24 protein-coding genes are annotated in these 25,797 nt (G+C 71.7%); 19 read left to right on the top strand and 5 right to left on the bottom strand.

Annotated features, from left to right (window positions below):
- Nucleotides 1-109 precede the first annotated feature (109 nt).
- From tilS to folE, 4 genes are all read left to right on the top strand, one after another.
- Nucleotides 110-1,210 carry a tRNA lysidine(34) synthetase TilS gene (gene tilS / locus ABH941_RS30225; RefSeq protein ID WP_370132745.1) on the top strand — a complete coding sequence of 367 codons (1,101 nt, stop codon included), beginning with the start codon at nucleotides 110-112 and terminating at the stop codon, nucleotides 1,208-1,210.
- A gap of 83 nt (nucleotides 1,211-1,293) precedes the next feature.
- Nucleotides 1,294-1,848 (top strand): hypoxanthine phosphoribosyltransferase, encoded by a 555-nt coding sequence (gene hpt / locus ABH941_RS30220; RefSeq protein WP_134003385.1) that lies wholly within the window; start codon nucleotides 1,294-1,296, stop codon nucleotides 1,846-1,848.
- 261 nt (nucleotides 1,849-2,109) lie between these two features.
- Nucleotides 2,110-4,119, top strand: a complete 2,010-nt coding sequence (ftsH, locus tag ABH941_RS30215; protein WP_370132744.1) for an ATP-dependent zinc metalloprotease FtsH — start codon at nucleotides 2,110-2,112, stop codon at nucleotides 4,117-4,119.
- A 97-nt stretch (nucleotides 4,120-4,216) separates the two neighbouring features.
- The gene (folE, locus tag ABH941_RS30210; protein WP_370132743.1) at nucleotides 4,217-4,825 is read left to right on the top strand and encodes a GTP cyclohydrolase I FolE; all 609 of its coding nucleotides are present in this window, start codon (nucleotides 4,217-4,219) and stop codon (nucleotides 4,823-4,825) included.
- A gap of 32 nt (nucleotides 4,826-4,857) precedes the next feature.
- Here folE and ABH941_RS30205 read toward each other — a convergent pair whose 3' ends face one another.
- Nucleotides 4,858-6,105 carry an alpha/beta hydrolase gene (locus ABH941_RS30205; RefSeq protein WP_370132742.1) on the bottom strand — a complete coding sequence of 416 codons (1,248 nt, stop codon included), beginning with the start codon at nucleotides 6,103-6,105 and terminating at the stop codon, nucleotides 4,858-4,860.
- 145 nt (nucleotides 6,106-6,250) lie between these two features.
- Nucleotides 6,251-7,435 carry an alpha/beta hydrolase gene (locus ABH941_RS30200; protein ID WP_370132741.1) on the bottom strand — a complete coding sequence of 395 codons (1,185 nt, stop codon included), beginning with the start codon at nucleotides 7,433-7,435 and terminating at the stop codon, nucleotides 6,251-6,253.
- 218 nt (nucleotides 7,436-7,653) lie between these two features.
- Here ABH941_RS30200 and ABH941_RS30195 point away from each other — a divergent pair, with 218 nt between their 5' ends.
- The 7 genes from ABH941_RS30195 to ABH941_RS30165 all read left to right on the top strand — a co-directional run bounded on the left by ABH941_RS30195 (nucleotide 7,654) and on the right by ABH941_RS30165 (nucleotide 14,023).
- Nucleotides 7,654-9,495: a phosphatidylglycerol lysyltransferase domain-containing protein gene (locus ABH941_RS30195; protein WP_370132740.1), complete on the top strand. Its 1,842-nt coding sequence runs from the start codon at nucleotides 7,654-7,656 to the stop codon at nucleotides 9,493-9,495.
- Nucleotides 9,496-9,650: 155 nt separating this feature from the next.
- Nucleotides 9,651-10,520 carry a dihydropteroate synthase gene (gene folP / locus ABH941_RS30190; protein ID WP_370132739.1) on the top strand — a complete coding sequence of 290 codons (870 nt, stop codon included), beginning with the start codon at nucleotides 9,651-9,653 and terminating at the stop codon, nucleotides 10,518-10,520.
- Nucleotides 10,517-10,987 (top strand): nuclear transport factor 2 family protein, encoded by a 471-nt coding sequence (locus ABH941_RS30185; RefSeq protein ID WP_134003397.1) that lies wholly within the window; start codon nucleotides 10,517-10,519, stop codon nucleotides 10,985-10,987. Before folP ends, ABH941_RS30185 begins: the two co-directional genes overlap by 4 nt.
- Nucleotides 10,988-11,283: 296 nt before the next feature.
- Nucleotides 11,284-11,643, top strand: coding sequence for a dihydroneopterin aldolase (gene folB, locus ABH941_RS30180; RefSeq protein ID WP_370132826.1), 360 nt, complete (start codon nucleotides 11,284-11,286; stop codon nucleotides 11,641-11,643).
- On the top strand, nucleotides 11,640-12,227 hold the full coding sequence (folK, locus tag ABH941_RS30175) for a 2-amino-4-hydroxy-6-hydroxymethyldihydropteridine diphosphokinase (RefSeq protein WP_370132738.1): 588 nt from the start codon (nucleotides 11,640-11,642) through the stop codon (nucleotides 12,225-12,227). The genes folB and folK overlap by 4 nt, the downstream gene beginning before the upstream one ends.
- Before the next feature lie 56 nt (nucleotides 12,228-12,283).
- Entirely contained in the window at nucleotides 12,284-12,778 is a 495-nt protein-coding gene (locus ABH941_RS30170) for a DUF3180 domain-containing protein (RefSeq protein ID WP_370132737.1), read from the top strand.
- 132 nt (nucleotides 12,779-12,910) lie between these two features.
- The gene (locus tag ABH941_RS30165; RefSeq protein ID WP_370132736.1) at nucleotides 12,911-14,023 is read left to right on the top strand and encodes a hypothetical protein; all 1,113 of its coding nucleotides are present in this window, start codon (nucleotides 12,911-12,913) and stop codon (nucleotides 14,021-14,023) included.
- A gap of 193 nt (nucleotides 14,024-14,216) precedes the next feature.
- On the opposite strand, the gene ABH941_RS30160 is transcribed toward ABH941_RS30165, so the two are convergent.
- Both ABH941_RS30160 and ABH941_RS30155 read right to left on the bottom strand, forming a co-directional pair.
- A complete protein-coding gene (locus ABH941_RS30160; RefSeq protein WP_370132735.1) occupies nucleotides 14,217-15,398 on the bottom strand; it encodes an NADH-quinone oxidoreductase subunit D in 1,182 nt (393 codons plus the stop codon).
- The gene (locus tag ABH941_RS30155; protein WP_370132734.1) at nucleotides 15,388-16,473 is read right to left on the bottom strand and encodes an SAM-dependent methyltransferase; all 1,086 of its coding nucleotides are present in this window, start codon (nucleotides 16,471-16,473) and stop codon (nucleotides 15,388-15,390) included. The genes ABH941_RS30160 and ABH941_RS30155 overlap by 11 nt, the downstream gene beginning before the upstream one ends.
- 135 nt (nucleotides 16,474-16,608) lie before the next feature.
- On the opposite strand from ABH941_RS30155, the gene ABH941_RS30150 reads away from it, so the two are divergent.
- Both ABH941_RS30150 and ABH941_RS30145 read left to right on the top strand, forming a co-directional pair.
- A complete protein-coding gene (locus tag ABH941_RS30150) occupies nucleotides 16,609-17,904 on the top strand; it encodes a sensor histidine kinase (RefSeq protein WP_370132825.1) in 1,296 nt (431 codons plus the stop codon).
- Between the two features lie 8 nt (nucleotides 17,905-17,912).
- Entirely contained in the window at nucleotides 17,913-18,593 is a 681-nt protein-coding gene (locus ABH941_RS30145; RefSeq protein WP_370132733.1) for a response regulator, read from the top strand.
- A gap of 128 nt (nucleotides 18,594-18,721) precedes the next feature.
- On the opposite strand, the gene ABH941_RS30140 is transcribed toward ABH941_RS30145, so the two are convergent.
- Complete coding sequence (locus ABH941_RS30140) at nucleotides 18,722-19,834, bottom strand: low specificity L-threonine aldolase (protein WP_370132731.1); 1,113 nt, start codon at nucleotides 19,832-19,834, stop codon at nucleotides 18,722-18,724.
- A gap of 113 nt (nucleotides 19,835-19,947) precedes the next feature.
- Here ABH941_RS30140 and ABH941_RS30135 point away from each other — a divergent pair, with 113 nt between their 5' ends.
- The 6 genes from ABH941_RS30135 (at nucleotide 19,948) to nadC (ending at nucleotide 25,781) form a co-directional block, all read left to right on the top strand.
- Nucleotides 19,948-20,622 (top strand): lysophospholipid acyltransferase family protein, encoded by a 675-nt coding sequence (locus tag ABH941_RS30135; RefSeq protein ID WP_370132730.1) that lies wholly within the window; start codon nucleotides 19,948-19,950, stop codon nucleotides 20,620-20,622.
- Nucleotides 20,623-20,799: 177 nt separating this feature from the next.
- Complete coding sequence (locus tag ABH941_RS30130; protein ID WP_370132729.1) at nucleotides 20,800-21,729, top strand: Rossmann-like and DUF2520 domain-containing protein; 930 nt, start codon at nucleotides 20,800-20,802, stop codon at nucleotides 21,727-21,729.
- Entirely contained in the window at nucleotides 21,726-22,574 is an 849-nt protein-coding gene (gene panC, locus ABH941_RS30125) for a pantoate--beta-alanine ligase (protein ID WP_370132728.1), read from the top strand. The genes ABH941_RS30130 and panC overlap by 4 nt, the downstream gene beginning before the upstream one ends.
- A gap of 38 nt (nucleotides 22,575-22,612) precedes the next feature.
- Nucleotides 22,613-23,104, top strand: coding sequence for an aspartate 1-decarboxylase (gene panD / locus ABH941_RS30120; RefSeq protein ID WP_370132727.1), 492 nt, complete (start codon nucleotides 22,613-22,615; stop codon nucleotides 23,102-23,104).
- Nucleotides 23,101-24,795 carry an L-aspartate oxidase gene (locus tag ABH941_RS30115; protein WP_370132726.1) on the top strand — a complete coding sequence of 565 codons (1,695 nt, stop codon included), beginning with the start codon at nucleotides 23,101-23,103 and terminating at the stop codon, nucleotides 24,793-24,795. Before panD ends, ABH941_RS30115 begins: the two co-directional genes overlap by 4 nt.
- Nucleotides 24,792-25,781, top strand: a complete 990-nt coding sequence (gene nadC, locus ABH941_RS30110) for a carboxylating nicotinate-nucleotide diphosphorylase (protein WP_370132725.1) — start codon at nucleotides 24,792-24,794, stop codon at nucleotides 25,779-25,781. Before ABH941_RS30115 ends, nadC begins: the two co-directional genes overlap by 4 nt.
- Nucleotides 25,782-25,797: the final 16 nt, after the last annotated feature.

The raw sequence follows: 25,797 nt of genomic DNA, 5'->3' as shown, positions 1-25,797 counted from the left end.
CATCGGCGTACGACAGAGCGTTGTCATCCCGTCACTTTGAGATATCACCGTGTGGGACGATGCGCCGATCAACCCTCCGCTCCGGTCCGCTCATAGGAGTGATCAACACATGGGTCCGCATCCCGCAGTGGCCGCGATACGCCTGGCAGTACGCCGGGTCCTCAACGATGTCGCCGCCCAGGTTCCTGACACCTTCTCAGCCGCCATCCCCAATCCCAGCGCGGCGTCACGCCCCGTGTTCCGTCCGGTCGGCGACGTCGATCCGCGCCATGCCGAGCTGCGTACCCCCCGCCCCCGCCCCGCGCCGGACGCGCCCCTGGTCCTGGTGGCCTGCAGCGGCGGGGCCGACTCGATGGCGCTGGCGGCCGCCACCGCCTTCGAGGCCGCCAAGCTGGGCCTGCGGGCCGGCGCGGTCACCGTCGACCACGGCCTGCAGGACGGCTCCACCGGCCGCGCCGTCGAGGTCGCCGGGCGGCTGCGCGCGCTCGGGCTCGACCCGGTGGACGCCCTCGGCGTGCGCGTCGGCCGGGCCGGAGGCCCCGAGGCCGCCGCCCGGGACGCCCGCTACGCCGCGCTGGACAGCGCCGCCGAACGGCACGGCGCCAGCGTCGTCCTGCTCGGCCACACCCGCGACGACCAGGCCGAGACCGTACTGCTGGGCCTGGCCCGCGGCTCCGGACCGCGCTCGCTCTCCGGGATGGCCGCCGCCACCGGGCGCTACCGCCGGCCCTTCCTGGAGCTCGACCGCAGCATCACCCGGCAGGCATGCGCCGTGCTGGATCTGCCGGTCTGGGACGACCCGCACAACGTCGACCCCGCCTACACCCGCTCCCGGGTCCGCCACGAGGTGCTGCCGGTGCTGGAGAAGCACCTCGGCGGCGGCGTGGTCGAGGCCCTGGCCCGCACCGCGCGGCTGTTCCGCGACGACGCCGACGCCCTGGACGCCTGGGCCGCGCAGGCCGAGGCCGAGGCCATGACCGACGAGGGCCTGGACGCCGCCGCTCTCGCGGTCCTGCCGCCCGCCGTCCGCCGCCGGGTGCTGCGCCGGGGCGCGATCCAGGCCGGCAGCCCGGCCGGTGACCTGTTCGCCCGCCATGTCGAGGCCATGGACCAGCTGGTCACCGGCTGGCACGGCCAGGGCCCACTGCACCTCCCCGGCGCCGTCGAACTCCGCCGCCGCTCCGGCCGCCTCGCCTTCCGCCGCATGTAAGGCCGCCCTGGTGTGGCAAGGTTGGAGCGGTAGACACCGGATCTCCAGCACTTGAGACTCCAGATTTTAAGGACGTACCGCGGGTGGACGAGAAGGACATGGGCACCGACCTCGCGAAGGTGCTCATCAGCAAGGACGAGATCGAAGCCAAGCTGGCCGAACTGGCGGAGCTCATCGACCGCGACTACGAGGGCAAGGACCTGCTGATCGTCGGCGTGCTCAAGGGCGCGGTGATGGTCATGGCCGATCTGGCCCGGACCCTGCACAGCCCGCTGACCATGGACTGGATGGCCGTCTCCTCGTACGGCATGGGCACCAAGTCCTCCGGGGTGGTCCGCATCCTCAAGGACCTGGACACCGACATCAACGGCCGGGACGTGCTCATCGTCGAGGACATCATCGACTCCGGGCTGACCCTGTCCTGGCTGCTCAGCAATCTGCAGTCGCGCGGCCCCGCCTCGCTGGAGGTCTGCACGCTGCTGCGCAAGCCCGACGCGGCCAAGGTCTCCATCGACGTGAAGTACGTCGGCTTCGACATTCCCAATGAGTTCGTCGTGGGATACGGGCTGGACTACGCCGAGAAGTACCGCAACCTGCCGTTCGTCGGCACCCTCGCCCCGCACGTCTACGGCGGCTGACGGTTCGCCGGTGACAGCGGCCGGGGAACAGTGGAGCGTTTCCCTCCGTTGGACCCGGGGAAGGGCCGTTTGACACCGGTGCGCAGTCGCTTCATGGCTTTCATGGAGAATGGCTGCGGTACCGTCCAATAATCCACTGTCTTCGGTTGACGGTGGATGACCAACCGGTCGAGGTCATACATAGGACGCGTCCCACGGCTGACCGCCTGGGACGCCGCACAGTGGCAGGAGGGACGGGGCGGCATATGTCGCCCCGCATGGATGGACGTGAAGCGATACTTCCGTGCGCCGGTGATGTGGATCGTGCTGGCCGTCCTCGCCGTCGTCGTGCTGATGCAGGTGGTGTCCTCCTCGGCCGGTTACAAGACCGAGGACACCAGCACCGTCGTCGCCGCGATCAACGACGGCAAGGCCCAGTCGGTCCAGGTGACCACCGGCGACAGTTCAATGATCAAGGTTCAGCTGAAGAGCGGCCAGCAGATCGACGGCACCAGCCAGATCCAGGCCCCCTACACCTCGGACCAGTTCGCGGCGACGCTGCAGACCAACATGCAGCAGGCCGTCACCGACAACAAGCTGGGCAGCTACACGGTCAAGGTCGACAAGCAGAACGCCTTCGTCGGCCTGCTGCTGTCGTTCCTGCCGTTCGTGCTGATCATCCTGGTGTTCCTGTTCCTGATGAACCAGATGCAGGGCGGCGGCTCGCGCGTCATGCAGTTCGGGAAGTCCAAGGCCAAGCTGATCACCAAGGACACACCCAAGACGACCTTCTCGGACGTCGCGGGTGCCGACGAGGCGGTCGAGGAGCTCCACGAGATCAAGGAGTTCCTGCAGGAGCCGGCCAAGTTCCAGGCTGTCGGCGCCAAGATCCCCAAGGGTGTGCTGCTCTACGGCCCGCCCGGAACCGGTAAGACCCTGCTGGCCCGTGCGGTCGCGGGTGAGGCCGGGGTGCCCTTCTACTCGATCTCGGGTTCCGACTTCGTCGAGATGTTCGTGGGTGTCGGCGCCAGCCGGGTCCGCGACCTCTTCGAGCAGGCCAAGGCGAACGCCCCGGCGATTGTCTTCGTCGACGAGATCGACGCGGTCGGCCGCCACCGCGGCGCCGGCCTCGGCGGCGGGCACGACGAGCGCGAGCAGACCCTCAACCAGCTGCTGGTCGAGATGGACGGCTTCGACGTCAAGGGCGGCGTGATCCTGATCGCGGCGACCAACCGTCCCGACATCCTGGACCCGGCGCTGCTGCGTCCGGGCCGCTTCGACCGCCAGATCGCCGTGGACCGTCCCGACCTCACCGGCCGGCACGACATCCTCAAGGTGCACCAGAAGGGCAAGCCGGTCGCCCCGGACGTCGACCTCATGGTCGTCGCCCGCCGCACCCCCGGCTTCACCGGCGCCGACCTGGCCAACGTCCTGAACGAGGCAGCCCTGCTGACCGCGCGCAGCGACAAGAAGCTGATCGACAACGGCACCCTGGACGAGGCGATCGACCGGGTGGTGGCGGGTCCGCAGAAGCGCACCCGGATCATGTCGGAGAAGGAGAAGAAGATCACCGCGTACCACGAGGGCGGACACGCCCTGGTCGCGGCGGCCTCTCCGAACAGCGACCCGGTGCACAAGGTCACCATCCTCTCCCGCGGCCGGGCCCTGGGTTACACCATGGTCCTGCCGGACGAGGACAAGTACTCGACCACCCGCAACGAGATGCTCGACCAGCTCGCCTACATGATGGGCGGGCGCGCGGCGGAGGAGCTGGTCTTCCACGACCCGACCACCGGCGCGTCCAACGACATCGAGAAGGCCACCACCACGGCGCGGGCCATGGTCACCCAGTACGGCATGACCGAGCGCCTGGGTGCGATCAAGTTCGGGACCGACGGCTCCGAGCCCTTCCTGGGACGTGAGATGGGTCACCAGCGCGACTACTCGGAAGAGGTCGCCGGGCTGGTGGACGAGGAGGTCAAGAAGCTGATCGAGAACGCCCACAACGAGGCGTGGGAGATCCTCGTCGAGAACCGGGACGTCCTGGACAACCTGGTGCTCGAACTCCTTGAGAAGGAGACCCTGAACAAGGAGCAGATCGCGGAGATCTTCCGACCGATCGTCAAGCGCCCGGCCCGCCCGGCCTGGACCGGTTCCGCGCGGCGGACCCCGTCCACCCGTCCGCCGGTCCAGTCCCCCCGGGAGCTGGCCCTCACCAACGGTGTCGCCCAGCTCGACGGCCCGGCTCCGGTGGACATCCTGAAGCTCCCGCAGGAGCCCACGGAGAGCTGATTTCCGCTGCTTCGGCACGGAATAGCAAGGAATGTGTGCCGCTGCCCCAAGGTTCTAGCCTTGGGGCAGCGGCATTCCTACTGGAGGGAAACGATCCATGACCGACCCGGTGACCATCGGGGGTGCCACTGGCGCCGTCGGTGAGTTCGACCAGAAGCGAGCCGAGGACGCCGTCCGGGAGCTGCTCATCGCCGTCGGGGAGGACCCGGACCGCGAGGGGCTGCGGGACACCCCGGGCCGGGTGGCCCGTGCCTACCAGGAGATATTCGCCGGCCTCTGGCAGGAGCCGGAGGACGTGCTGACCACCACGTTCGACCTGGGCCACGACGAGATGGTGCTGGTCAAGGACATCGAGGTGACCAGTGTCTGCGAGCACCACCTGGTCCCCTTCCGCGGCGTGGCCCACGTCGGCTACATCCCCTCGCACAGCGGGAAGATCACCGGGCTGTCCAAGCTGGCCCGGCTGGTGGACGTCTACGCCCGCCGCCCCCAGGTGCAGGAGCGGCTGACCACCCAGGTCGCCGACTCGCTGATGCGGATACTGGAGCCGCGCGGGGTCATCGTGGTCATCGAGTGCGAGCACATGTGCATGTCGATGCGCGGCATCCGCAAGCCCGGCGCCAAGACCATCACCTCGGCGGTGCGCGGCCAGCTCCGCGACGCGGCCACCCGCGCAGAGGCGATGAGCCTGATCATCGCCCGGTAGTGCCTCAGCCCGCGACGGCGGTAGCCGGAGCCTCAGCCGGGCACGGCGACCAGGCCGGGGACGTCGGCGACGGTTCTCGGGGCCGGCGCCGGGACGACCGGGGCTGCGGTGGGCGGGTTGAGCTGTTGGCCCAGCCAGGCCAGGGCGGGTTCCAGCTCCAGGCTCCAGGTGCTGTAGTTGTGGCCGCCGCTGGAGAGCACCAGCGGGGTGATCTGCAGCGGTGCCTTCGCCGCGTGGACGAACAGCTGGGTCCCCTTGAAGTCGTGCTCGCCGTGGGCCGTGGTGGCGACCAGCACCCGGACGTCGGGCACCGGCAGGTGCTGCAGTCGCCAGACCAGGTTGTAGCTGTTCAGCAGCGTGTCCCTGGCCGGGCCCCGGGGGCCGAAGAGGAGGCCGGTGGTCGAGGTCTCGTACTCCCAGTACTCGCCGCCGAGCGACGCGGCGACGCCGAAGGCGTCGGGGTGCCGCAGGGTGTTCTCCAGCGCGCAGGTGGCGCCCTCGGAGACGCCGGTCAGGCCCCAGCCGCGCGGATCGCGCTCGACCCGGTAGGCCGAGCGGAGCGCGGCCGGCACGTCCTGGGTGAGATAGGTCTCGGCCTGGGGACCGCCGGGGGCGTTGATACAGTCGGTGTCCCTGGGCGGGGCCACGGTCTGCGAGATGATCACCAGGATGGTGGGCTGCATCTGCCCGTCCTGCATCATCCTGGCGGCGATCTGAGGCATCATCAGCCGGTCCACCATGGTCTGGATGCTGCCCGGGTAGCCCACGTAGGAGGTGAGCACCGGGAAGTCGACGTGCTGGTAGGCGGACTGGAAGTACTGCGGCGGCAGATAGACGTAGGCCGGCTGCCGGTAGCCGGTGCGCTCGCCGACCACCGTCACCGCGCTGAAGCGGCCGTTGCGCTGGGGCGGCCCGCTCGGCAGCTCGGCACGTCGCTGGAGCGGGCCGATCGGGGCGGGCAGTACCAGCCTGCTGCCGAGGTCGGAGACCTGCTCCTCGCTGCCGCCGGAGCCGCCGCCGCTGACCCGGCCCAGGGTGACCGTGGCGTTGCCGCCCCCCGCCAGGTCGGTCCAGGTGGGGTAGAAGTCGCCGTAGGCGTTCAGCAGCAGCGCGGCCAGCAGCACCAGCGAGAGCTGGGAGGCCAGGATCAGCACCAGCCGCGCGGCCACCCGGCGCAGCCCGGGGCGGGCCAGCCGCGGCCAGAGCCACAGCGTGGCGCAGACGCTGAGGATGGTCAGCAGCCCTGCGCCGTACTCCAGCGTGCTGCTGGTCAGATCCATCGAGTGTCGCTCCTGCTCCCTGCCCGTGTATTCGGTCCATCCTGCTGCCTGGACCGTGCACGCACCGAGCCGGAAGGCCCTCTGGCCCCCGATCGAGTGACACGGCGTCAGCGGAGGGGCCGGGGGGAGCAAGGGCCGCCGGAGGTCAGGAAGGCAGGCTGCCGGCCGGCAGACCCGGTGTGGACGGGGCGGCGAGCCTGGCGGAGAGCCAGCGCAGGGCGGACGGCGTCTCCTTGTTCCAGGTGCCGAAGTTGTGGCCGCCCTCGGGCAGGAACAGGGTGGACACCTGCAGCGGGGGCTTGGCCGCGTTGGCGAACGCCACCGTGGCCCTGTAGTCGCCCTCGCCCTTCAGACTGCTGGCGACCAGCAGTGAGACCTTGGGCATCGGCAGGTTCTTCAGCCGCCACATCAGGTCGTTCTCGTTGCGGAGCTGCTGGCTGCCGCCGAACAGGTCGCCGGTGGTGCTGTCCACGGCGGACGCGTAGTACCCGGAGAGCGAGGCGGCGGCGCCGAACGCCTCGGGGTGGCGCATGCTCAGCTTGAGGGCGCAGTAGCCGCCCGTGGAGTCGCCTATGACGGCCCAGTGCGCGCCGCCGGTCTCGGCGCGGTAGTCGGCGGCGACGGCGTTCTGCAGGTCCTTGGTGAAGAAGGTCTCGGCCTGCGGTCCGTTGGGGACGTCCTGGCACTCGGTGTCCCTGGGCAGGTTCACGGCCGGTCGCATCATCACCAGGATGGTCGGCTGCATCTGCTTCTCGTGTATCGCCTGGGCGGCGACGGTGGGGTACTGCATCCGGGTGACCAGGTTCGTCGGCGAGCCGGGGTAGCCGGTGAACACCAGCATCACCGGGAACTTGGTACGGGCGTACGCCGCCTCGCGGTACTGCGGCGGGAGGTAGATGTAGGCGTCCTCGGAGAACCCGGTGCTGCCGCCCTTGACGGTGACCTTCTCCAGGGTGCCGCCGGAGGCGTTCTGGCCGGCTCCGGGGAGTTCCAGCGCCACCGGCTTGCTGTTCAGTACCTGCACGGAGTTGCCCTGGCTGTCCTGGGTCGCCGAACTGGGGTGCACCCCGTTGCTGATGGTCACCGGTGCGCCGTTGCCGGCGGTGCCCAGCAGGTCGTTCCAGGAGCTGTAGAAAGCGCCCCAGTTGTTGGCGGCCAGGCCGATCGCGGCGAGGGTGAAAAGCTGGCTGGCGGCCAGCATTCCCACCCGGCCGAGCAGTGCGCGCCAGGTGCGGCGGCCGAGACGGGGCCAGATCCAGACCGTCGCCGCAAAAAAGCCCACCGCAATCAGCGCGATGAGTATCTGCAGTTTCTGACTGGTGAGTCCCATGTTTCACATCCTGTTGCCCGGCCCGGATCGGCGCTCTGCCCGTACCCGCTCCCCCTGACGGAGCGCGGGCTGCGGAGCTCCAGACGCACCAGCATGCCTGGGAAGTTGCTGTGCATTGCCGGAAAGTTACCTGTCGGCCGGAAACTCATGCCTGGGACTGATGCTCTCCTACTTGGGTCTGACCGAAGTCCTTACCTGAGCCTCTACTCTGGACCATCATGAGCGATCCCCAGGCCGCCACCCCGGCCGACCAGCAGGCCGCAGAGGGCCGTACCCGCAAGGGCATCCAGCTGCCCAAGGTGTCGCGTCCATGGATTCCGGCGGTCGTCGGCTACGCCACGGCGCTGGTCGGACTGGGTGACATCGTCGGCGCGGTGGCACCGCACTTCAAGGGGTCCAGGGTCCACGAACTTGCCAGCTTCCTACCGGGAACCGTGACCACGCTGGCCACCGCCGCCTCGCTGGTCGTCGGCATCCTGCTGATCATGCTGGCGCACGCGCTGCGGCGCAGGAAGCAGCGGGCCTGGAAGGCCGTGGCCGTGCTGCTGCCGGTCGGCGCGCTGCTGGAGGCGCTGCGCTGGCACCACACCGGAACCGCGGCGGTGACCGTGGTGGTGTTCGTCGTCGTACTGGTGAATCGGCGCGAGTTCTACGCGCTGTCGGACCCGCGCAGCCGCTGGCGTGCGCTGGGGAACTTCATCGCGATGTACGTACTGAGTTTTGGGCTCGGTCTGATCATCGTCAGTTCGCACGCCAAGACCACGCTCGGGGCCCCCAGTTTCGGCGACCGATTCTGGCAGGTGGTCTGGGGTCTGATCGGGATCGGCGGCCCGATCCACTACACCGCGGACCGCACCAACGACGTGGTCTACTACTCGCTCGCCGGGCTCGGCCTGCTGACCGCGGTCAGCACGGTGTGGCTGGCGACCAAGCCGTCCAAGCCGGTCGCCGAGCTCAGCACCGTGGAGGAGGGGCAGGTCCGGGAGCTGCTGGCGAAGCACGGGTCCCGTGACTCGCTGGGCTACTTCGCGCTGCGCCGGGACAAGAGCGTCATCTTCTCGCCCAGCGGCAAGGCCGCCATCGCCTACCGGGTGGTGTCCGGGGTGATGCTGGCCTCCGGCGACCCGATCGGCGACGTCGAGGCCTGGCCCGGCGCGATCAAGCTGTTCATGGAGGAGGCGCACCGGCACGCCTGGGTGCCCGCGGTGATGGGCTGCAGCGAGACCGGCGGCGAGGTGTGGACCCGCGAGGCGGGTCTGGACGCCCTGGAGATCGGCGACGAGGCCATCGTCGAGGTCGACGACTTCACCCTGGAGGGCCGGGCCATGCGCAACGTCCGGCAGATGGTGAAGCGGATCGAGCGGGCCGGCTACGTCTGCAAGGTGCGCCGGGTCGACGAGCTCAGCGAGACGGAGCTGGAGCAGATCCGCTACGCGGCCGACGCCTGGCGCGGCACCGAGACCGAGCGGGGCTTCTCGATGGCGCTGGGCCGCTTCGGCGACCCGGCGGACACCGGCTGCGTGGTGGTCACCGCGCACAAGCTGCCCGACAACGCGCCCGAGGGGGCGTCGGACATCCGCGCGGTGCTGCACTTCGTGCCCTGGGGCAAGGAGGGGATCTCGCTGGAGCTGATGCGCCGTGACCGGGACGCCGACCCCGGGCTGAACGAGCTGCTGATCGTCAAGGCGCTGCAGGCGTCGGGCGAGCTGGGGATCAGCCGGGTCTCGCTGAACTTCGCGATGTTCCGCTCGGCGCTGGCGCGGGGCGAGCGGATCGGTGCGGGGCCGGTGCTGCGCGCTTGGCGCGGGCTGCTGGTGTTCCTGTCGCGGTGGTTCCAGATCGAGTCGCTCTACAAGTTCAACGCCAAGTTCCGTCCGATCTGGGAGCCCCGTTTCCTGGTCTACCCGACCGCGCGGGACCTGCCCAGGATCGGCATCTCGGCGCTCCAGGCCGAGGCGTTCATCGTGATGGAGCTGCCGAAGTTCCTGCGCAGGCGGCCCAAGCGGGTGGCCGCGGCGCAGGCGCGTACCGAGCTGAACGGGGCTCCGGTGCGGACGTAGGTTCTCGGGTGCGGGCCGTAGATGGCTGGTCGCGCAGTTCCCCGCGCCCCTGGACGTTTGCAACTGGGCCAGCTGCAGCACCCTAGGGGCGCGGGGAACTGCGCGACCGGCCATGCACGCGCTGCACCCCGCAGGCTCTGCCGCACAATGGCCGCATGAGCACGTACAAGTCCCCGCTCCCCGGTCTGCCCGAGTGGCACCGCAGCGCGGTGATGGGCATCGTCAACGTCACCCCTGACTCCTTCTCGGACGGCGGGCTCTGGCTCGACCCGGGCCGGGCCGTGGCCCACGGTCTGGACCTGGTGCGCCAGGGCGCGGACCTGATCGACGTGGGCGGCGAGTCAACCCGCCCGGGGGCGGTGCGGGTCACCCGTGAGGAGGAACTGCGGCGGGTGCTGCCGGTGGTCCGGGGGCTGGTCGAGGGCGGGGCCCTGGTCAGCGTGGACACCATGCGCGCCGCCGTGGCCGAGGCCGCCGTGGACGCCGGCGCGCTGATCGTCAACGACGTCAGCGGCGGCCGTTCGGACCCGGAGATGGTGGGCGTCGCCGCTCGTACGGGCGTTCCCTTCGTGGTGATGCACTGGCGCGGGCAGTCCGCGGACATGGATGAGCTGGCCTCCTACGGGGATGTAGTGGGCGAGGTCATCGAGGAAGTGGAGCGCCAGATGGACGCTGTGGTGTCGGGCGGGGTCGACCCCGCCCAGGTGATCGTCGATCCCGGGCTCGGCTTCGCCAAGACCAGGGCGGACGACTGGGCCCTGCTGGCCCGGCTGGACGCCTGGTCGGGCCTGGGGCGGCCGGTGCTGGTCGCGGCCTCGCGCAAGCGGTTCCTGGGGACGCTGCTGGCCGACCCGGTCACCGGCGAGCCCCGCCCGGCCCGGGCCCGCGACGCCGCCACGGCCGCGGTGTCCGCGCTGGCGGCGGCCCAGGGCGCCTGGGCGGTCCGGGTGCACGAGGTGCCCCCGACGGTCGACGCGGTACGGGTGGAGGCCGCGCTGCGCGCCGCCAGGGGCGGCGGCCGGTGACCGGCCCGGTCGCTCCGGGGCGGACCCCCGACCAGCAGGCCGTCGAGGCCGTGAACGCCGCCCTGTACGCCGCGCTGGAGGCCGGCGACCTGGACGGGCTCACCGACGTCTGGGTGTCCGGTGCGGACGCCGACGACGTCCGCGGCGCGGTCTGCGTGCACCCCGGCTGGCCGGTGCTGCGCGGACGGGCCTCGGTGCTGCGCTCCTATGCGCTGATCATGGCGCACACCGAGTACATCCAGTTCTTCCTCACCGACGTGGAGGTGGAGGTCGTCGGCGATGTGGCACTTGTCACCTGCACCGAGAACATCCTCTCCGGGGGCGAGGCCGAGACCGAGGGCGAGCTCGGGCCGCTGGTCGGCGGCCGGGTGGTGGCCAGCAACCTGTTCCGGCGCACCGCGGAGGGCTGGCGGCTCTGGTCGCACCACGGATCTCCCGTGCTGACCAGCGGGCCTGACGAGGAGTAGGCCGCGCGGACCGGACGCCGTCCGGGGAATGCGATCACGTCCCGCGGATGTTCACCCGACTGCCGAAGGGGTGGCGGTGCTGCTGGGGCGGCCCGCGGCGAAGCGGTGCGTGCACGGCCGGACGGCCCTGTGGATCGTCTTCGCTGTCAGTGCCCGGAGGTAGTTTGACTGAGACAGTTTTCGACTGGGCAGGCAACGTCGCCTGCATCGTTCCCGCCTGCCCGGCCACCCGTCGGCAGCCGGACGGGGGCGTTCGACGTGTGGGAGTGATTCCTTTGTTCGATCGGGAGCACAGTCTGGACCGTGTCGCGGTGCGTGGCCTCCGGGCCCGTGGCCACCACGGGGTCTTTCCGCGTGAGCGGGAGCAGGGCCAGACCTTCGTGGTCGACATCGTCCTCGGCGTGGACACCCGTCCCGCCGCCTCGGGCGACGACCTCAGCCGGACCGCCCACTACGGCATCGTGTCCGAGGAGGTCGTGGCGATCGTCCAGGGCGAGCCCGTCGACCTGATCGAGACCCTGGCCCAGCGCATCGCCGACCAGTGCCTGAAGCACGAGGCGGTACAGGAGGTCGAGGTGACCGTGCACAAGCCGGACGCCCCGATCACCGTGCCGTTCGACGACGTGACCATCACCATCGTTCGGAGCCGCGGATGAGCAGCGATCCCACCACCAGCCCCGTCGCCCCCCACGTGGAGCAGCAGGTCGACGAGGCCGACTTCACGCTGCACAACCCGGTCCTCGCCGTGGTGGCGCTGGGCAGCAATCTCGGCAACCGGCTGGAAACGCTGCAGGGCGCCGTGGACGCCCTGGAGGACACCCCCGGCGTGCGGATCCGCGCGGTCTCCCCGGTGTACGAGACCGAGGGCGTGGGCGGCCCCGAGGGCCAGCCGACCTATCTGAACGCGGTGCTGGTGCTGCGCACCACCCTGCCGCCGCACTCGCTGCTGGAGCGGGCGAACGCGGTCGAGGACGCCTTCGGACGGATCCGCGAGGTCCGCTGGGGCGCGCGCACCCTGGATGTCGACATCCTCGCCTACGAGGGCGTCGTCGAGGACTCGCCGACGCTGACGCTGCCGCATCCGCGCGCCCATGAGCGGGCCTTCGTGCTGGCCCCCTGGCTGGATGTGGACCCGGCCGCGGAGATCCCCGGCGCCGGTTCGGTCGCACACCTTCTCGACGCGGTCGGCGTGGCCGGCGTCCGGCGGCGCGACGACCTCTCACTGCACCTGCCCGAGTAACGGACGGCGGCGGGTAGGCTCTGAGGTTGAGCCTGTGCTGACCTGAAGGGGAGATCTTGAAGGCGCTACGCGCTGTCGTGCTGATCGGGATCACCCTGGTGACCGGGGTGCTGTCCTGGGCCGGGTCGCAGCTGTGGAACTCGATGGGGTCGCTGCCGGGTGTTCCCACGGCGGCGCCGGTCGTGCTGGCGATCATCGCCGTGGTGCTGGCCGCCACCGCCATCTCGCTGCGGGCCAGGCTGAAGGCGCAGCGGGAGCGGGTGCCGGGGGCCAAGGGCGTGGATCCGCTGTCGGCCGCCAGGGCGGTGGTCCTGGGCCAGGCGAGCGCGCTGGTCTCGGCGCTGGTCACCGGGGTGTACGGCGGTATGGGGGTGTTCCTGCTGAGCAGCAGCGACGCCTCGGCCCGCCGGGGCCAGTCGCTGACGGCGCTGTTCGCGGTGCTGGCGGGGATCGCGGTGATGGCGGCCGGGCTCTGGATCCAGTACATCTGCCGGCTGCCGGAGGACCAGGATCCGTCGACGCCGGTGCACAGCTCGGCCGAGCGGCCCTGAGGGTGTCGCTGCGGCCGGCGCAGGGTGGCGCAGCGTTGTGGTTGGTACACCCAATGTCATGAGCTGGTCCTGTCAAGAGCACTTTTGGGCCCTGGCCTGACATGGGCAGCGCGGTCGCGCTAGATTCTGGCCATGCCACGTGGTCGCCATCGCCAGTCCTCGCCTCTGAGCAGGCTCCTCCCTCCGACCGCCTGCGGAGTGCTGGCCATCGCCTCACTCATATCCGCGGTCTTCGCGACCGATCCGGCGATGCTTCGCGTCCTGGTGGTGGCCGCGTCCGTCGGGGCCTTCGCCGGTGCGGTGCTGCTGCGGCTGCGCGAGCACGCGGGGCAGATCGAGCTTGAGGCGGAGATGGCCGCGAGGGGCCGGGACGAGGCCCGCTTCGAGGACCGGGTGGCCGAGCTGGAGTACGCCGCGGAGGCGGCCGAGGAGCAGGTCAAGCGGATGGAGCGGAGGCTGCTCGCGCAGCGCAGCCAGATCGCCAGGGCCGAGGCCGAGAACGCCAGGCTGCTGCGGGAGCGCGCCAGGGTCGCGGCGGAGCAGGCCCTGCGGGAGGCGGAGGAGACCCAGCGCAGGGAGTCCGCGCTGCGGGGCACCCGTCCCACCCCGACCGCCTACCTGAAGGCCGCGGCGGCGCTGCGCGGCCTGGAGCGGAGGGCGGCCGTGGGCCAGGCCCAGCGGATCGCCTCGGCCGGCGGGGCCGGTGGGTCGGTGTCGGTGCGGGAGGCTGAACCGGTCGTGGAGCCGGCGGTTGAACCGATTGTGGAGCCGGTGCTGGAGCCGGTGGCTGCGAAGGCTGCTGAGCAGCAGCCGAAGCAGGGACCGAAGCAGGAGCGGGAGCGGGTGCAGGAGCGGTCGGCGTTCCGGCCGAAGCCCAAGGCGAAGCCCAAGAAGGCGGTTGCTGCGGCTGAGAAGTCGTCGGGTCCGGCGTGGGCCAGGGCGGCGTTGCCGCCGCTGCGGCCGGCGAGTGCGGTGATGCCGCGGCAGTCGCGTGATGTGCTGCGTCAGGATGCGGGCAGCAGCGGGACGTTCAACTTCTTCAGCCGGCAGGAGACGGCGATCTCCACGGAGCTGGGTGACCTCGCCGACGTGGTCGGCACGGAGGCTGCGGCGGCCCAGCGGTTGTACGCGGACGCGACGGGCACGGCAGAGGGCGCGGCCGGGACCGCGGAGGACGTGGTCCACGACCTCACCGCGGAGGACGAGACCGAACCCATCGACGTCCGCTCCCTCCGGGCCCTGTAGTTGGCTTTTAAGGGGCGCGGGGAACTGCGCTGCCAACCATGCACCTCCGTAGAGGGCTGGTCGCGCAGTTCCCCGCGCCCCTGGGTGGTTGCAGGGCTGGCCACGTGCGCAGGTGTCCCCGCGCCCCTGGGTGGTTGCAGGGCTGGTCACGTGCGTAGGTGTCCCCGCGCCCCTGGGTGGTTGCAGGGCTGGCCTATTTGTCGATGTCGCCGACGACGAAGAAGAGGGAGCCCAGGATGGCGACCATGTCGGCGACCAACGTGCCGGGCAGGAGCTCGCCGAGGGCCTGGATGTTGTTGTAGGAGGCCGAGCGGAGCTTCAGCCGCCAGGGCGTCTTGTCGCCGCGGGAGACCAGGTAGTAGCCGTTCACGCCGAGCGGGTTCTCGGTCCAGGTGTAGGTGTGGCCCTCGGGGGCCTTCAGAACCTTGGGCAGGCGGGTGTTGATCGGTCCGGGCGCCGACTCGGCCAGCCGGTCCAGGCACGCGTCGGCCAGGTCGAGCGAGTTGTGCACCTGCTTCAGCAGGCACTCGAACCGGGCCAGGCAGTCGCCCTCCTGACGGGTCACCACCCGCAGCACCCCGGCCAGCTCCGGGTAGGCCAGGTAGGGCTCGTCCCGGCGGAGGTCGAAGTCCACCCCGGAGGCCCTCGCGATCGGCCCGCTCACGCCGTAGGCGTGGACCAGCTCCGGCGCCAGCACGCCGACGCCCCGGGTGCGGGCCCGGAAGATGTCGTTGCCGAGGACCAGGTCGTCGAAGACGCCCATCCGGCCCCGGACCGAGGCGACCGTGGCGCGCACCCGTCCGTACCACCCGGCCGGCAGGTCCTCCTTGAGGCCGCCGACGCGGTTGAACATGAAGTGCATCCGGCCGCCCGAGGCCTCCTCCATCACCGTCTGGAGCTGCTCGCGCTCGTGGAAGGCGTGGAAGACCGGGGTGATCCCGCCCAGCTCCAGCGGGTAGGAGCCGAGGAACATCAGATGGTTGAGCACCCGGTTCAGCTCGGCCAGCAGGGTGCGGGTCCAGGTGGCCCGCTCGGGGACCTCCATGCCGAGCATCCGCTCGACGCCGAGGACCACCCCCAGCTCGTTGGCGAAGGCCGAGAGCCAGTCATGACGGTTGGCCAGCATGATGATCTGCCGGTAGTCCCTGGCCTCGAACAGCTTCTCGGCGCCCCGGTGCATATAGCCGATCACCGGCTCGGCGGCGGTGATCAGCTCCCCGTCCAGCCGCAGCTTGATCCGCAGCACGCCGTGGGTGGAGGGGTGCTGCGGGCCGATGTTGAGCACCATGTCGCTGGTGCCCAGCTCGGTGGCGGCCCCGGCGCCGATCCCGACCGTGGTCTCGCGGGTGCCGCGCCCCGGCGTGCTAGTCGTCATGGAGCAAGAGTCTGCCACTACCGGCGTCGGCCGGATCCAGCCAGCGTCGCGGCAGCGGCATGCCGACCGACTGCAGGCCCCAGACGAAGGAACCGAGCCCGCCCAGGGCGGTGAGTTCGGCGGCCTCGCCCGCGGCGGCCAGAGCGCGCAGGTAGCCGACGGGGTCGCTGGACGCCCGGGCGAGCGGGGGGCGGGCGCCGTTCACGCCGAGCACGGCCAGGGCTTCGCGCTGGGTCGTCCACAGGCTGTGGACGGTGTTCGCGGCGGCGGCCAGACAGGCGTCCAGGGCCACATGGCAGGTCAGATCGCAGCTGCCGTCCGGGACCGGGCGCACCTCGCGGCCCTCGCGGAAGGCGGCGAGGCTGCCGAAGGCGGGGCGGGCGGCGGCGTCGTGGGCGTAGTCGACCGCGACCGCGAGCCCTCGGCCCAGCGAACCGACGGCCGCCGCCCAGGCCCGGTCGCGCGGGAGCCCGATCTCGGCGCGCTCGCCGGGCTCCGCGCCGTCCAGCGGCCACCAGCGGCCCAGCCAGGCCGCGTCCGCGCCGGTGACCGGGGCGCCCAGCCGCTCCTCGCCGCTGCTGTGCTCCACCTCGACCAGGCGTGCGACGCCCCCGGGGTCGACCTCGACGATGTCCACCGGCACGTTGTCCAGCCACTCGTTGGCGAACAGCACCCCGTGCGCGGCCGGCTCGATCCGGTCGCCCCAGCCGATCCAGCCCGGCAGGCCGTCCGGGCGCGGGGCGCGCTCCACGGCGCGCAGCACCAGCCGGTCCGCCAGCGCGGGGAGTTCCGCGCGGGCGCGCATCCCCAGCGCGCGCAACAACTCCGCGCGCCCCGCGCCGACGTCGGTCACCACCAGTTCCGCCGGACGGCCCAACGCCTGGTCGACCTCGGCCACCAGCTCCAGGACCGCCCCGGCGAACAGGTCCGCGCCGCCGGCCGAGGCATGCACGGACGTCCGGAAGTGCCCGGCAGGACCGGCACCCGTCCGGGTGAAGAACCCGTCCGGTCCGTACAGCGCCCGTTCGGCCGCCGCACGCCACCCGCTCCACTCCGCCGCCTGTCCGCTCTCCATCGCTGCACCCTACGGGCTGGGGAGGGAAGGAGTCCGGTCGCCGTACACCCGCCGGTCGTCTCCGACCTGCGGAGGACGGCCGACTCCGCCCGGCGGGGGACCCCGGGCCTGTTTCACCTGCCTAGGCTGGTGACTGTGCAACTCCTCTACAGCTGGTTCCGCAGGCACCCCACGGTGTCCGACGCCATCTGGGCGTCACTGCTGTTCCTGCTGTGCCTGGTGGAGCTGGCGTCCAACTGGCACAACGGCACGACCGCGGCCGAGCTCCTGGGGACGGCCTTCGTCTCGGTGACGCTGTGCACCCTGCTGGTGCTGCGTCGGCGCTGGCCGGATCTCACGGTGTGGCTGGGCATCCTCGTCGGCCTGGGTCAGATCGCCGTCCGGCTGTCCCCGGGTACCGCCGACATCGCGCTGCTGATCATCGCCTACACCGCGGCCGCCTTCGCCCATGTCTGGACCTCCAGGGCCGCCCTGCTGCTGAGCGCTCTGGCCGGGCCGTTGTCGTTCCTCCGGTTCGATTTCGGCAGCAGCGACTCCTCGCACCCTCCCACGATGACGGCCAACATCCTCATCAGCCTGTTCGCCTCCACCCCCTTCCTGCTGTGCTGGGTGCTCGGCCGGTTCACCCGGATCCGCCGCGCCTACTACGTCGAGCTGGAGGACCGCGCCGCCCGGCTGGAACGCGAGCGCGACGCCCAGTCGAAGATCGCGGTGGCCGCCGAGCGGGCCCGGATCGCCCGGGAGCTGCACGACGTGGTGGCCCACAACGTCTCGGTGATGATCGTTCAGGCCGACGGCGCCTCCTATGTGATGGACTCCTCGCCCGAACAGGCGAAGCAGGCGCTGGCCACCATCGCCGGCACCGGCCGCCAGGCGCTGGAGGAGATGCGCCGACTGCTGGGGCTGCTGCGTTCGGCCGACACCGTCGGCGAGTACGTTCCGCAGCCGGGCGTGGAGCAGCTCCCGGACCTGCTGGAGCAGGTCCGCAACGCCGGACTGCCGGTCGCGTTCACCGTGGAGGGGGAAGCCCGGGAGCTGCCGCGGGGTGTCGAGCTGACGGCCTATCGGATCGTCCAGGAGGCGCTCACCAACGCCCGCAAGCACGGTGGGCCGACGGCCAGCGCCTCGGTGCGGATCCGCTTCGACGACCGCGGTCTGGACATGCTGATCGAGGACAACGGCCGCGGCGCCTCCGCCGAGCTGGCCCGCGACGGCGGCGAGGACGGCTTCGGGCACGGACTCATCGGCATGCGCGAGCGGGTTGGCATGGTGGGCGGCACCTTGGACGCCGGGCCCCGTCCCGGCGGCGGCTTCCGGATCAGCGCGGTGCTGCCGCTGAAGCCCGCCCGGGGCGGCCGGACCGCGCCTGCCGCGCCGCCCCCGCCGGCGGATCCCGCTCCGGCCGACTCCGCCGTCCACCTCAGCAAGTAAGGACCCCGATGCCGATCCGCGTGATGCTCGTCGACGACCAGGAGCTGCTGCGCACCGGGTTCAGGATGGTGCTCCAGTCGCAGCAGGACATCGAGATCGTCGCCGAGGCCGGGGACGGGGTCCAGGCCCTGGAGGTCCTGGCCACGACCGAGGTCGACGTGATCCTCATGGACGTGCGGATGCCACGGATGGACGGCGTCGAGGCCACCAGGCGGATCTGCGCTCAACAGGACGCCACGGCAGACACCGGCCCGAGGGTGCTCATCCTCACCACCTTCGACCTGGACGAGTACGCCTTCGCCGCGCTCAAGGCCGGGGCCAGCGGCTTCCTGCTCAAGGACGTCCCGCCGACCGAGCTGGTCGCCGCGATTCGCGCGGTCCACGGCGGCGACGCGGTGGTGGCCCCCACCACCACCCGTCGCATGATCGACCGCTTCGCCACCGTGCTGCCCAGCTCGCTGCCGCCGGCCGAGACCCCGGAGTTGGCCCGCCTCACCGAGCGCGAGCGCGAGGTGCTGCTGCTGATCGCCCAGGGGCTGTCCAACGGCGAGATCGCCGCGCGGCTCTCGCTCTCCGAGGCGACCGTGAAGACCCATGTGGGACGGATCCTCACCAAGCTCCAGCTGCGCGACCGGGTGCAGGCCGTCGTCCTGGCCTACGAGACGGGCCTGGTCCGGGCACAGCACTGACCGTTTGTAGGTGGCTTGTCGCGCAGTTCCCCGCGCCCCTGATAGTGCAACTTGCCCACGGCGGTTCAGTTGCAGCCCCCAGGGGCGCGAGGAACTGCGCGACCAGCCAACTACGGTCCGCAGCCGAATTACTGCTTCACCCGCTCCAGCAGCGCCGCCACGCCCGCACGGATCTCCTGTGGGGACCACTCCAGCGCCGGCCCCTGCACGGTGACCTCCGTACACGCGACCCCCGGCACCCCCGGCTCACGCCAGCCGCCGAACAGCGCCTGCCCGGTCTCCTCCGCCAGCCGCAGCCCGGCCTCGGTGAGCAGCTCCGCAGCGTACGGCAGCCACAGCTGGAACTGATGGGTGTGCGGCGGCTCCGGAAAGACCCGGGCACCGGGCACCTCCGCCAGCGCCGCGGCCACCACCTTGGCGTGCGCGACGTACTCGCCCAGCCGGGGCAGCTCCCGCTCGATCCCCGCCAGCGCGCTCAGCGCCGCCGGCCACTGCTGGTAGAGCTGGCCCCCGTACCGGTGCCGCCAGGCCCGTGCCTCGGCGACGAACTCCGCCGGACCGGCCAGAGCCGCACCGCTGATCCCGCCGAGGGTCTTGTAGAACGACACATAGACGGAGTCGGCCAGCCCGGCGATCTCCGGCAGCGGACGACCGAAGTGCGGCACCGTCTCCCAGATCCGGGCGCCGTCCAGATGCACCACCGCGTCCCTGGCCCGGGCCGCCTCGACGGTGGCCACCAGCTCCTCCCAGGACGGCAGCAGGAATCCGGCGTCGCGCAGCGGCAGCTCCAGCATCAGGGTGCCGAACGGCTCGGCGAAGTCGGCCACCTCGTCCGCGCTCGCCATCCGCCGCTCGGTCGTCGGCCAGACGCTGCGCAAGTCGCTGAGCTGCGCATACGCAAATCGCTCATGAACCTCGGGGTGGGCCAGCGGGTGCATCGCCACAGTGCGGTCACCGGTGCGCCCGGCCCAGCAGCGCAGCGCGACCTGCTGTGCCATCGTCCCGGTCGGGAAGAACGCCGCGGCCTCGGTGCCGAGCAGCCCGGCGACCCGCTCCTCCAGAGCCCCGACCACGCCGTCCCCGTACACGTCGGTACGGCCGCCAAGGTCGTGGGAGCCGTCGGCGAGGGCGTCGATGCTTTCGCGGAGGCTTCTGGGCCGGGTGCCGGAGAGTAGCCTTCCGGAGCCGCGGAGCGCCTCGAAGCGGCGCTGAAGCGGGTCTATTTCCATCTCGTCAGCCATGGACCGATCATCTCCCATGGCGCGGCGCCGAACCGGCGGGGGCTGACGGAGGCTCCTGGATGTCATACGATCCGGCGGCAGCCACCCCTCATCAGAAGGTCCCCGGAGGATCCGTGTTCGCTCTAGTCCTCAGGTTGATCCTCATCCCGTTGACGCGGGTGATCTACCGGCCGGTCATCGAGGGGCGCGACAACGTACCCAGGCGCGGGCCGGTGATTCTCGCCAGCAACCACCTGTCCTTCATCGACAGCATGGTCATCCCGCTGGTGGCGCCCCGCCCGGTGGCCTTCCTGGCCAAGTCGGAGTACTGGAGCGGGACCGGCCTCAAGGGGCGGATCATGCGCTCCTTCTTCACCGCGATCAGCGCGGTCCCGGTGGAGCGCGGCACCCACCGTTCGGCCCAGGCCTCGCTGGACGCCTCGCTGGCCGTCCTCAACGAGGGCATGGCCTTCGGCATCTACCCGGAGGGCACCCGCTCCCTCGACGGCCGCCTCTACCGTGGCCGGACGGGGGTGGCCTGGCTGGCGCTGACCTCGGGCGCGCCGGTCGTGCCGGTCGCCCTGGCGGGCACCCAGGACATCCAGCCGGTGGGGAAGCGGATGCCCCGCGTGCGACGGGTCACCGTCCGCTTCGGGGAGCCGCTCGATTTCAGTGACCGCCGTGAGCTGAAGCCGGTGGGGCCGGTGCGGCGGGGGGTCACCGACGAGATCATGGACGCGATTCACAAGTTGTCCGGGCAGACGAGGGTGGCTACTTACAACGAGCGCCCCACGGAGGATGCGGCGTAGGTGCGGCGGTGCGGGTTGTGCATGGTTGTTCGCGCAGTTCCCCGCGCCCCTACCCCCCAGGGGCGCGGGGAACTGCGCGACAAGCCACCCGCTCAGGTGCACCCGTGAGCCCGCCGTACCATGGTTCGGTACGTCCGGTACCCCTAGAGGACTGGAACGGAAGAAGGTACGCAGAGCATGAGCACGGACCTGCCCGTGGATCCTTTCGGCGACCCCACCGACCCCGCGAACCGCCCCGCCCGCCTCGCCGTGGGCGTCGTCGGTACGGGTCGCGTGGGCCCCGCCCTGGCCGCCGCGCTGCAACTCGCGGGGCACCGCGTCGTCGCCGCCTCCGGCGTCTCCCGGGAGTCGCGCCGAAGGGCGGAAACCCTGCTGCCGGGCGTACGCCTGGTCACGCCCCCGCAGGTGATGGCCGCGTCCGACCTGGTGCTGCTGACCGTCCCCGACGACGTCCTCGCCGAGCTGGTGGCCGGGCTCGCGGCGACGGGCGCGGTGCGGCCCGGACAGATACTCGTGCACACCTCCGGCTCCCACGGCGTCGCCGTACTGGAGCCCGCGGCCCGCGCCGGCGCGCTCCCGCTGGCCCTGCACCCGGCGATGACCTTCACCGGCACCGCAGTCGACGTCGCCCGGCTCTCCGGCTGCCCCTTCGGAGTGACCTCGCCGGAGGAGCTCCGCCCAGTCGCCGAGGCGCTGGTCGTGGAGATGGGCGGTGAGCCCGAATGGGTGCCCGAGGCGGTCCGCCCGCTCTACCACACCGCCCTCGCGCACGGTTCGAACCACCTGGTCACCCTGGTGGCCCAGGCCATGGAGATCCTCAGCGACGCCGGTGTCGCCGAGCCCGGCCGGATGCTCGGCCCGCTGCTGGGCGCCGCCCTCGACAACGCGCTGCGCAGCGGCGACGCCGCGCTGACCGGCCCGGTCGCCCGCGGCGACGCCGGGACGGTGCGCAAGCACGTCCAGCAGCTGCGGGCGACCTCGCCCCAGGTGCTGGAGAGCTACCGGGCGATGGCCCGCGCCACCGCGGACCGCGCGCTGGCCAACGGAATGCTGAAGGCGGAGGCGGCCGAGGCGCTGCTGGACGTCCTCGCGGAGGAGGAGACGTGACCGAGCTGGTGCGAACGGCCGAGGAGCTGCGCGAGGCGGCCCCGGGCGCCCGGCGGGCCGTGGTGATGACCATGGGCGCGCTGCACGAGGGCCATGCGGCGCTGATCAGGGCGGCGCGGAAGCGGGTGGGGCCGGCCGGCGCGGTGATCGTGACGGTGTTCGTCAACCCGCTGCAGTTCGGTCCCGCCGAGGATCTGGACCGCTATCCGCGGACCCTGGACGCCGACGTCGAGCTCGCGTCGGAGGCCGGGGCGAGCGTGGTGTTCGCGCCGTCGGTGGACGAGGTCTACCCCGGCGGCGCGCCGCAGCTGCGGCTGGCGGCCGGGCCGATGGGGGAGGGGTTCGAGGGGGCCTCGCGCCCGGGCCACTTCGACGGAATGCTCACCGTGGTGGCCAAGATGCTCCATCTCACCGCCCCCGACGTGACCTTCTTCGGCGAGAAGGACGGGCAGCAGCTGGCCCTGGTCCGGCGGATGGTCAAGGACCTCAACTTCCCGGTCGAGATCGTCGGCGTCCCCACCGTCCGGGAGCCGGACGGACTGGCGATGTCCAGCCGCAACCGCTTCCTGTCGGCGGAGGACCGGGTCCAGGCGCTCGCGCTGTCCCGGAGCCTCTTCGCCGGGCACGCCGCTCGCAAGAACGGTCCGGCGGCGGTCAGCGCGGCGGCGGAGGCCGTGCTCGCGGAATACCCGGGCCTGTCCCTCGACTACCTGGCACTGATCGACCCCTCCGACTTCACCGAGGTCGACCGGGAGGACTACCGCGGCGAGACCCTGCTCGCCGTCGCCGCGAAGGTCGGCGCCACCCGTCTGATCGACAACGTACGGATCTTCTTCCAGCCCTGAACCGCCCCGGCATGTACTCACCACCAGGAGACGTGACCATGTACCGCACCATGCTGAAGTCCAAGATCCACCGAGCCACCGTCACCCAGGCCGACCTGCACTACGTCGGCTCGGTGACGGTGGATCAGGACCTGCTGGACGCCGCCGACCTGCTCCCCGGCGAGCTGGTCCACATCGTCGACATCGACAACGGCAACCGGCTGGAGACCTACACCATCGCGGGGGAGCGCGGCACCGGCATCATCGGCATCAACGGCGCCGCGGCCCGTCTGGTCCACCCCGGCGACCTGGTGATCCTGATCGCCTACGCCCAGCTGGAGGACGCCGAGGCGCGCAGCTGTCAGCCGCGCGTCGTCTTCGTCGACGGCGACAACCGGGTCACCCACCTGGGCTCGGACGCCGCGCACGCCCCGGCGGGCAGCGGGCTGGTGGCCGGGCATACGGATTCCCGTGCGATGAGTGCACAGGCGTACCGTGACGTCGACGGTGCTGCCCACAGCACCCCTGTGCCCGCGCGGAGCGAAGCATGACCCCAGCACTCAGAGATCCCGGACTCACCGATCCCAGGACGCGACTGGCCGCCCCGGCCCCCGGCTGGACCACCGCCACCGACGTGGTCGTGGTCGGGTCCGGGGTCGCCGGGCTGACCACGGCCCTGCGGCTGCGGTCCGCGGGGCTGAAGGTCATGGTGGTCACCAAGGCGGTGCTGGACGACGGCTCCACCCGCTGGGCCCAGGGCGGCATCGCCGCCGCGCTCGGCGAGGGCGACACCCCCGAGCAGCACCTGGACGACACCCTGGTCGCCGGGGCCGGTCTCTGCGACGAGGAGGCGGTCCGGGTCCTGGTCACCGAGGGCCCGGCCGCGGTGCGGCGGCTGATCGCCACCGGTGCGGCGTTCGACAAGGACGCCGAGGGCCGGATCCTGCTCACCCGCGAGGGCGGCCACCACCGCCGCCGGATCGCCCACGCCGGCGGCGACGCCACCGGCGCCGAGATCTCCCGCGCCCTGGTCGAGGCCGTTCGCGCGGACCCGGACATCGAGGTCATCGAGCACGCCCTGGTGCTGGACCTGCTCACCGACGCCGAGGGCCGCACCGCCGGGCTGACCCTGCACGTGATGGGCGAGGGCCAGCGCGACGGCGTCGGCGCGCTGCACGCCCGCGCGGTGGTCCTGGCCACCGGCGGTATGGGGCAGGTGTTCTCGGCGACCACCAACCCCGCCGTCTCCACCGGCGACGGCGTCGCCCTGGCGCTGCGGGCCGGGGCCGAGGTCACCGACCTGGAGTTCGTCCAGTTCCACCCGACCGTGCTGTGGCTGGGCCCGGACGCCGAGGGCCAGCAGCCGCTGATCTCCGAGGCGGTCCGCGGCGAGGGCGCCCACCTGGTCGACGCCGACGAGGTGCGGTTCATGGTGGGGCAGCACGAGCTGGCCGAGCTGGCCCCGCGCGACATCGTCGCCAAGGGCATCATGCGGCGGATGCGCGAGACCGGCGCCGAACACATGTACCTGGACGGGCGGCACTTCGGCGAGCGGATGTGGGAGGAGCGCTTCCCCACCATCCTCGCCTCCTGCCGTTCGCACGGCATCGACCCGGTGACCGAGCTGATCCCGGTCGCCCCCGCCGCCCACTACGCCTCCGGCGGCGTCCGCACCGACCTGCGCGGCCACACCAGCGTCTCCGGCCTCTACGCCTGCGGCGAGGTCGCCTGCACCGGCGTGCACGGCGCCAACCGGCTGGCGTCCAACTCGCTGCTGGAGGGCCTGGTCTTCGCCGAGCGCATCGCCGCGGACATCCTGGAGCGGGATGCCATAGGCAAGCTGACCCCGCGTCATGAAGATACTGATCGTGAGGTCGACCGGGTCCCGCTGCTCGCCTCCGAGGCGCGGGCCGACATCCAGCGGCTGATGACCAGGGGCGTGGGCGTGCTGCGCAACGCCGCGAGCATGGCCGAGGCCGCCGAGGGACTGGCGGCGCTGGCCGCCGATCCGCACAGCGGCGCTGTCACCGGCAAGGGCGAGGCCCCGCAGGTCGAGACCTGGGAGGCGACCAACCTGCATCTGGTCGCCACCGCGCTCACCGCCGCCGCCCGGCTGCGCGAGGAGACCCGCGGCTGCCACTGGCGCGAGGACTTCCCCGACCGCGACGACGCGGCCTGGCAGATCCATCTCACGACCCGTCAGCAGGACGGCGTTCTGACCACCACAGAGGAGCAGCTGTGACCGCGCACGACCACGGCCAGGACCATGGCCACGACCACCCCGAGCTCCAACTCGTCGACGGCGGCGGCTGCGGGGACGGCTGCGCCTGCGGCGAGGAGTACGTCACCGGCCTGGACCCGGCCCTGGCCGCCCTGCTGGAGGAGGCCGGCCTGGACCCGGTCGAGGTCGAGGACATCGCCACCCTCGCGCTGGCCGAGGACCTGGCCGGCGGCGAGGACGTGACCTCGGTCGCGACCGTCCCCGAGGACGCCGTCGCCACCGCCGACTTCACCGCCCGCCAGGCCGGCGTCGTCGCCGGGCTGAGGGTCGCCGAGGCGGTGCTCTCCCTGGTCGCCGAGGAGGAGTTCAGCGTCGAGCGGCACGCCGAGGACGGCGACCGGGTCGAGGCCGGGCAGGTGCTGCTCAGCGTGACCACCCGCACCCGCGACCTGCTCACCGCCGAGCGCAGCGCGCTCAACCTGCTGTGCCACCTCTCCGGCATCGCCACCGCCACCCGGGCCTGGGCCGACGCCCTGGAGGGCACCGGCGCGGTGGTCCGCGACACCCGGAAGACCACTCCCGGGCTGCGCGCGCTGGAGAAGTACGCGGTGCGGGCCGGCGGCGGCGCCAACCACCGGATGGCGCTGTCGGACGCCGCCCTGGTCAAGGACAACCACGTGATCGCCGCCGGCGGTGTCGCCGAGGCGTTCAAGGCCGTCCGCGACGCCTATCCGGACCTGGCTGTCGAGGTCGAGGTGGACCGCCTGGACCAGATCCAGCCGGTGCTGGACGCCGGGGCGGACCTGATCCTGCTCGACAACTTCACCGTCCCCGAACTGCGCGAGGCCGTCGCGCTGGTGGCCGGTCGGGCCAGGCTGGAGTCCTCCGGCGGCCTGACCCTCGACGACGCCCGTGCGGTGGGCGAGACCGGCGTGGACTACCTGGCGGTGGGCGCCCTCACCCACTCCTCGCCCATCCTTGACATCGGCCTTGACCTGCGCGGATAGTCCCCCGACTACCTCT

Source organism: Streptacidiphilus sp. EB103A (genome assembly GCF_041261405.1).
Classification (GTDB): Bacteria; Actinomycetota; Actinomycetes; order Streptomycetales; family Streptomycetaceae; genus Streptacidiphilus.
Note: the sequence above shows the minus strand (reverse complement) of the source record. Positions and strands in the feature narration are given on the sequence as shown.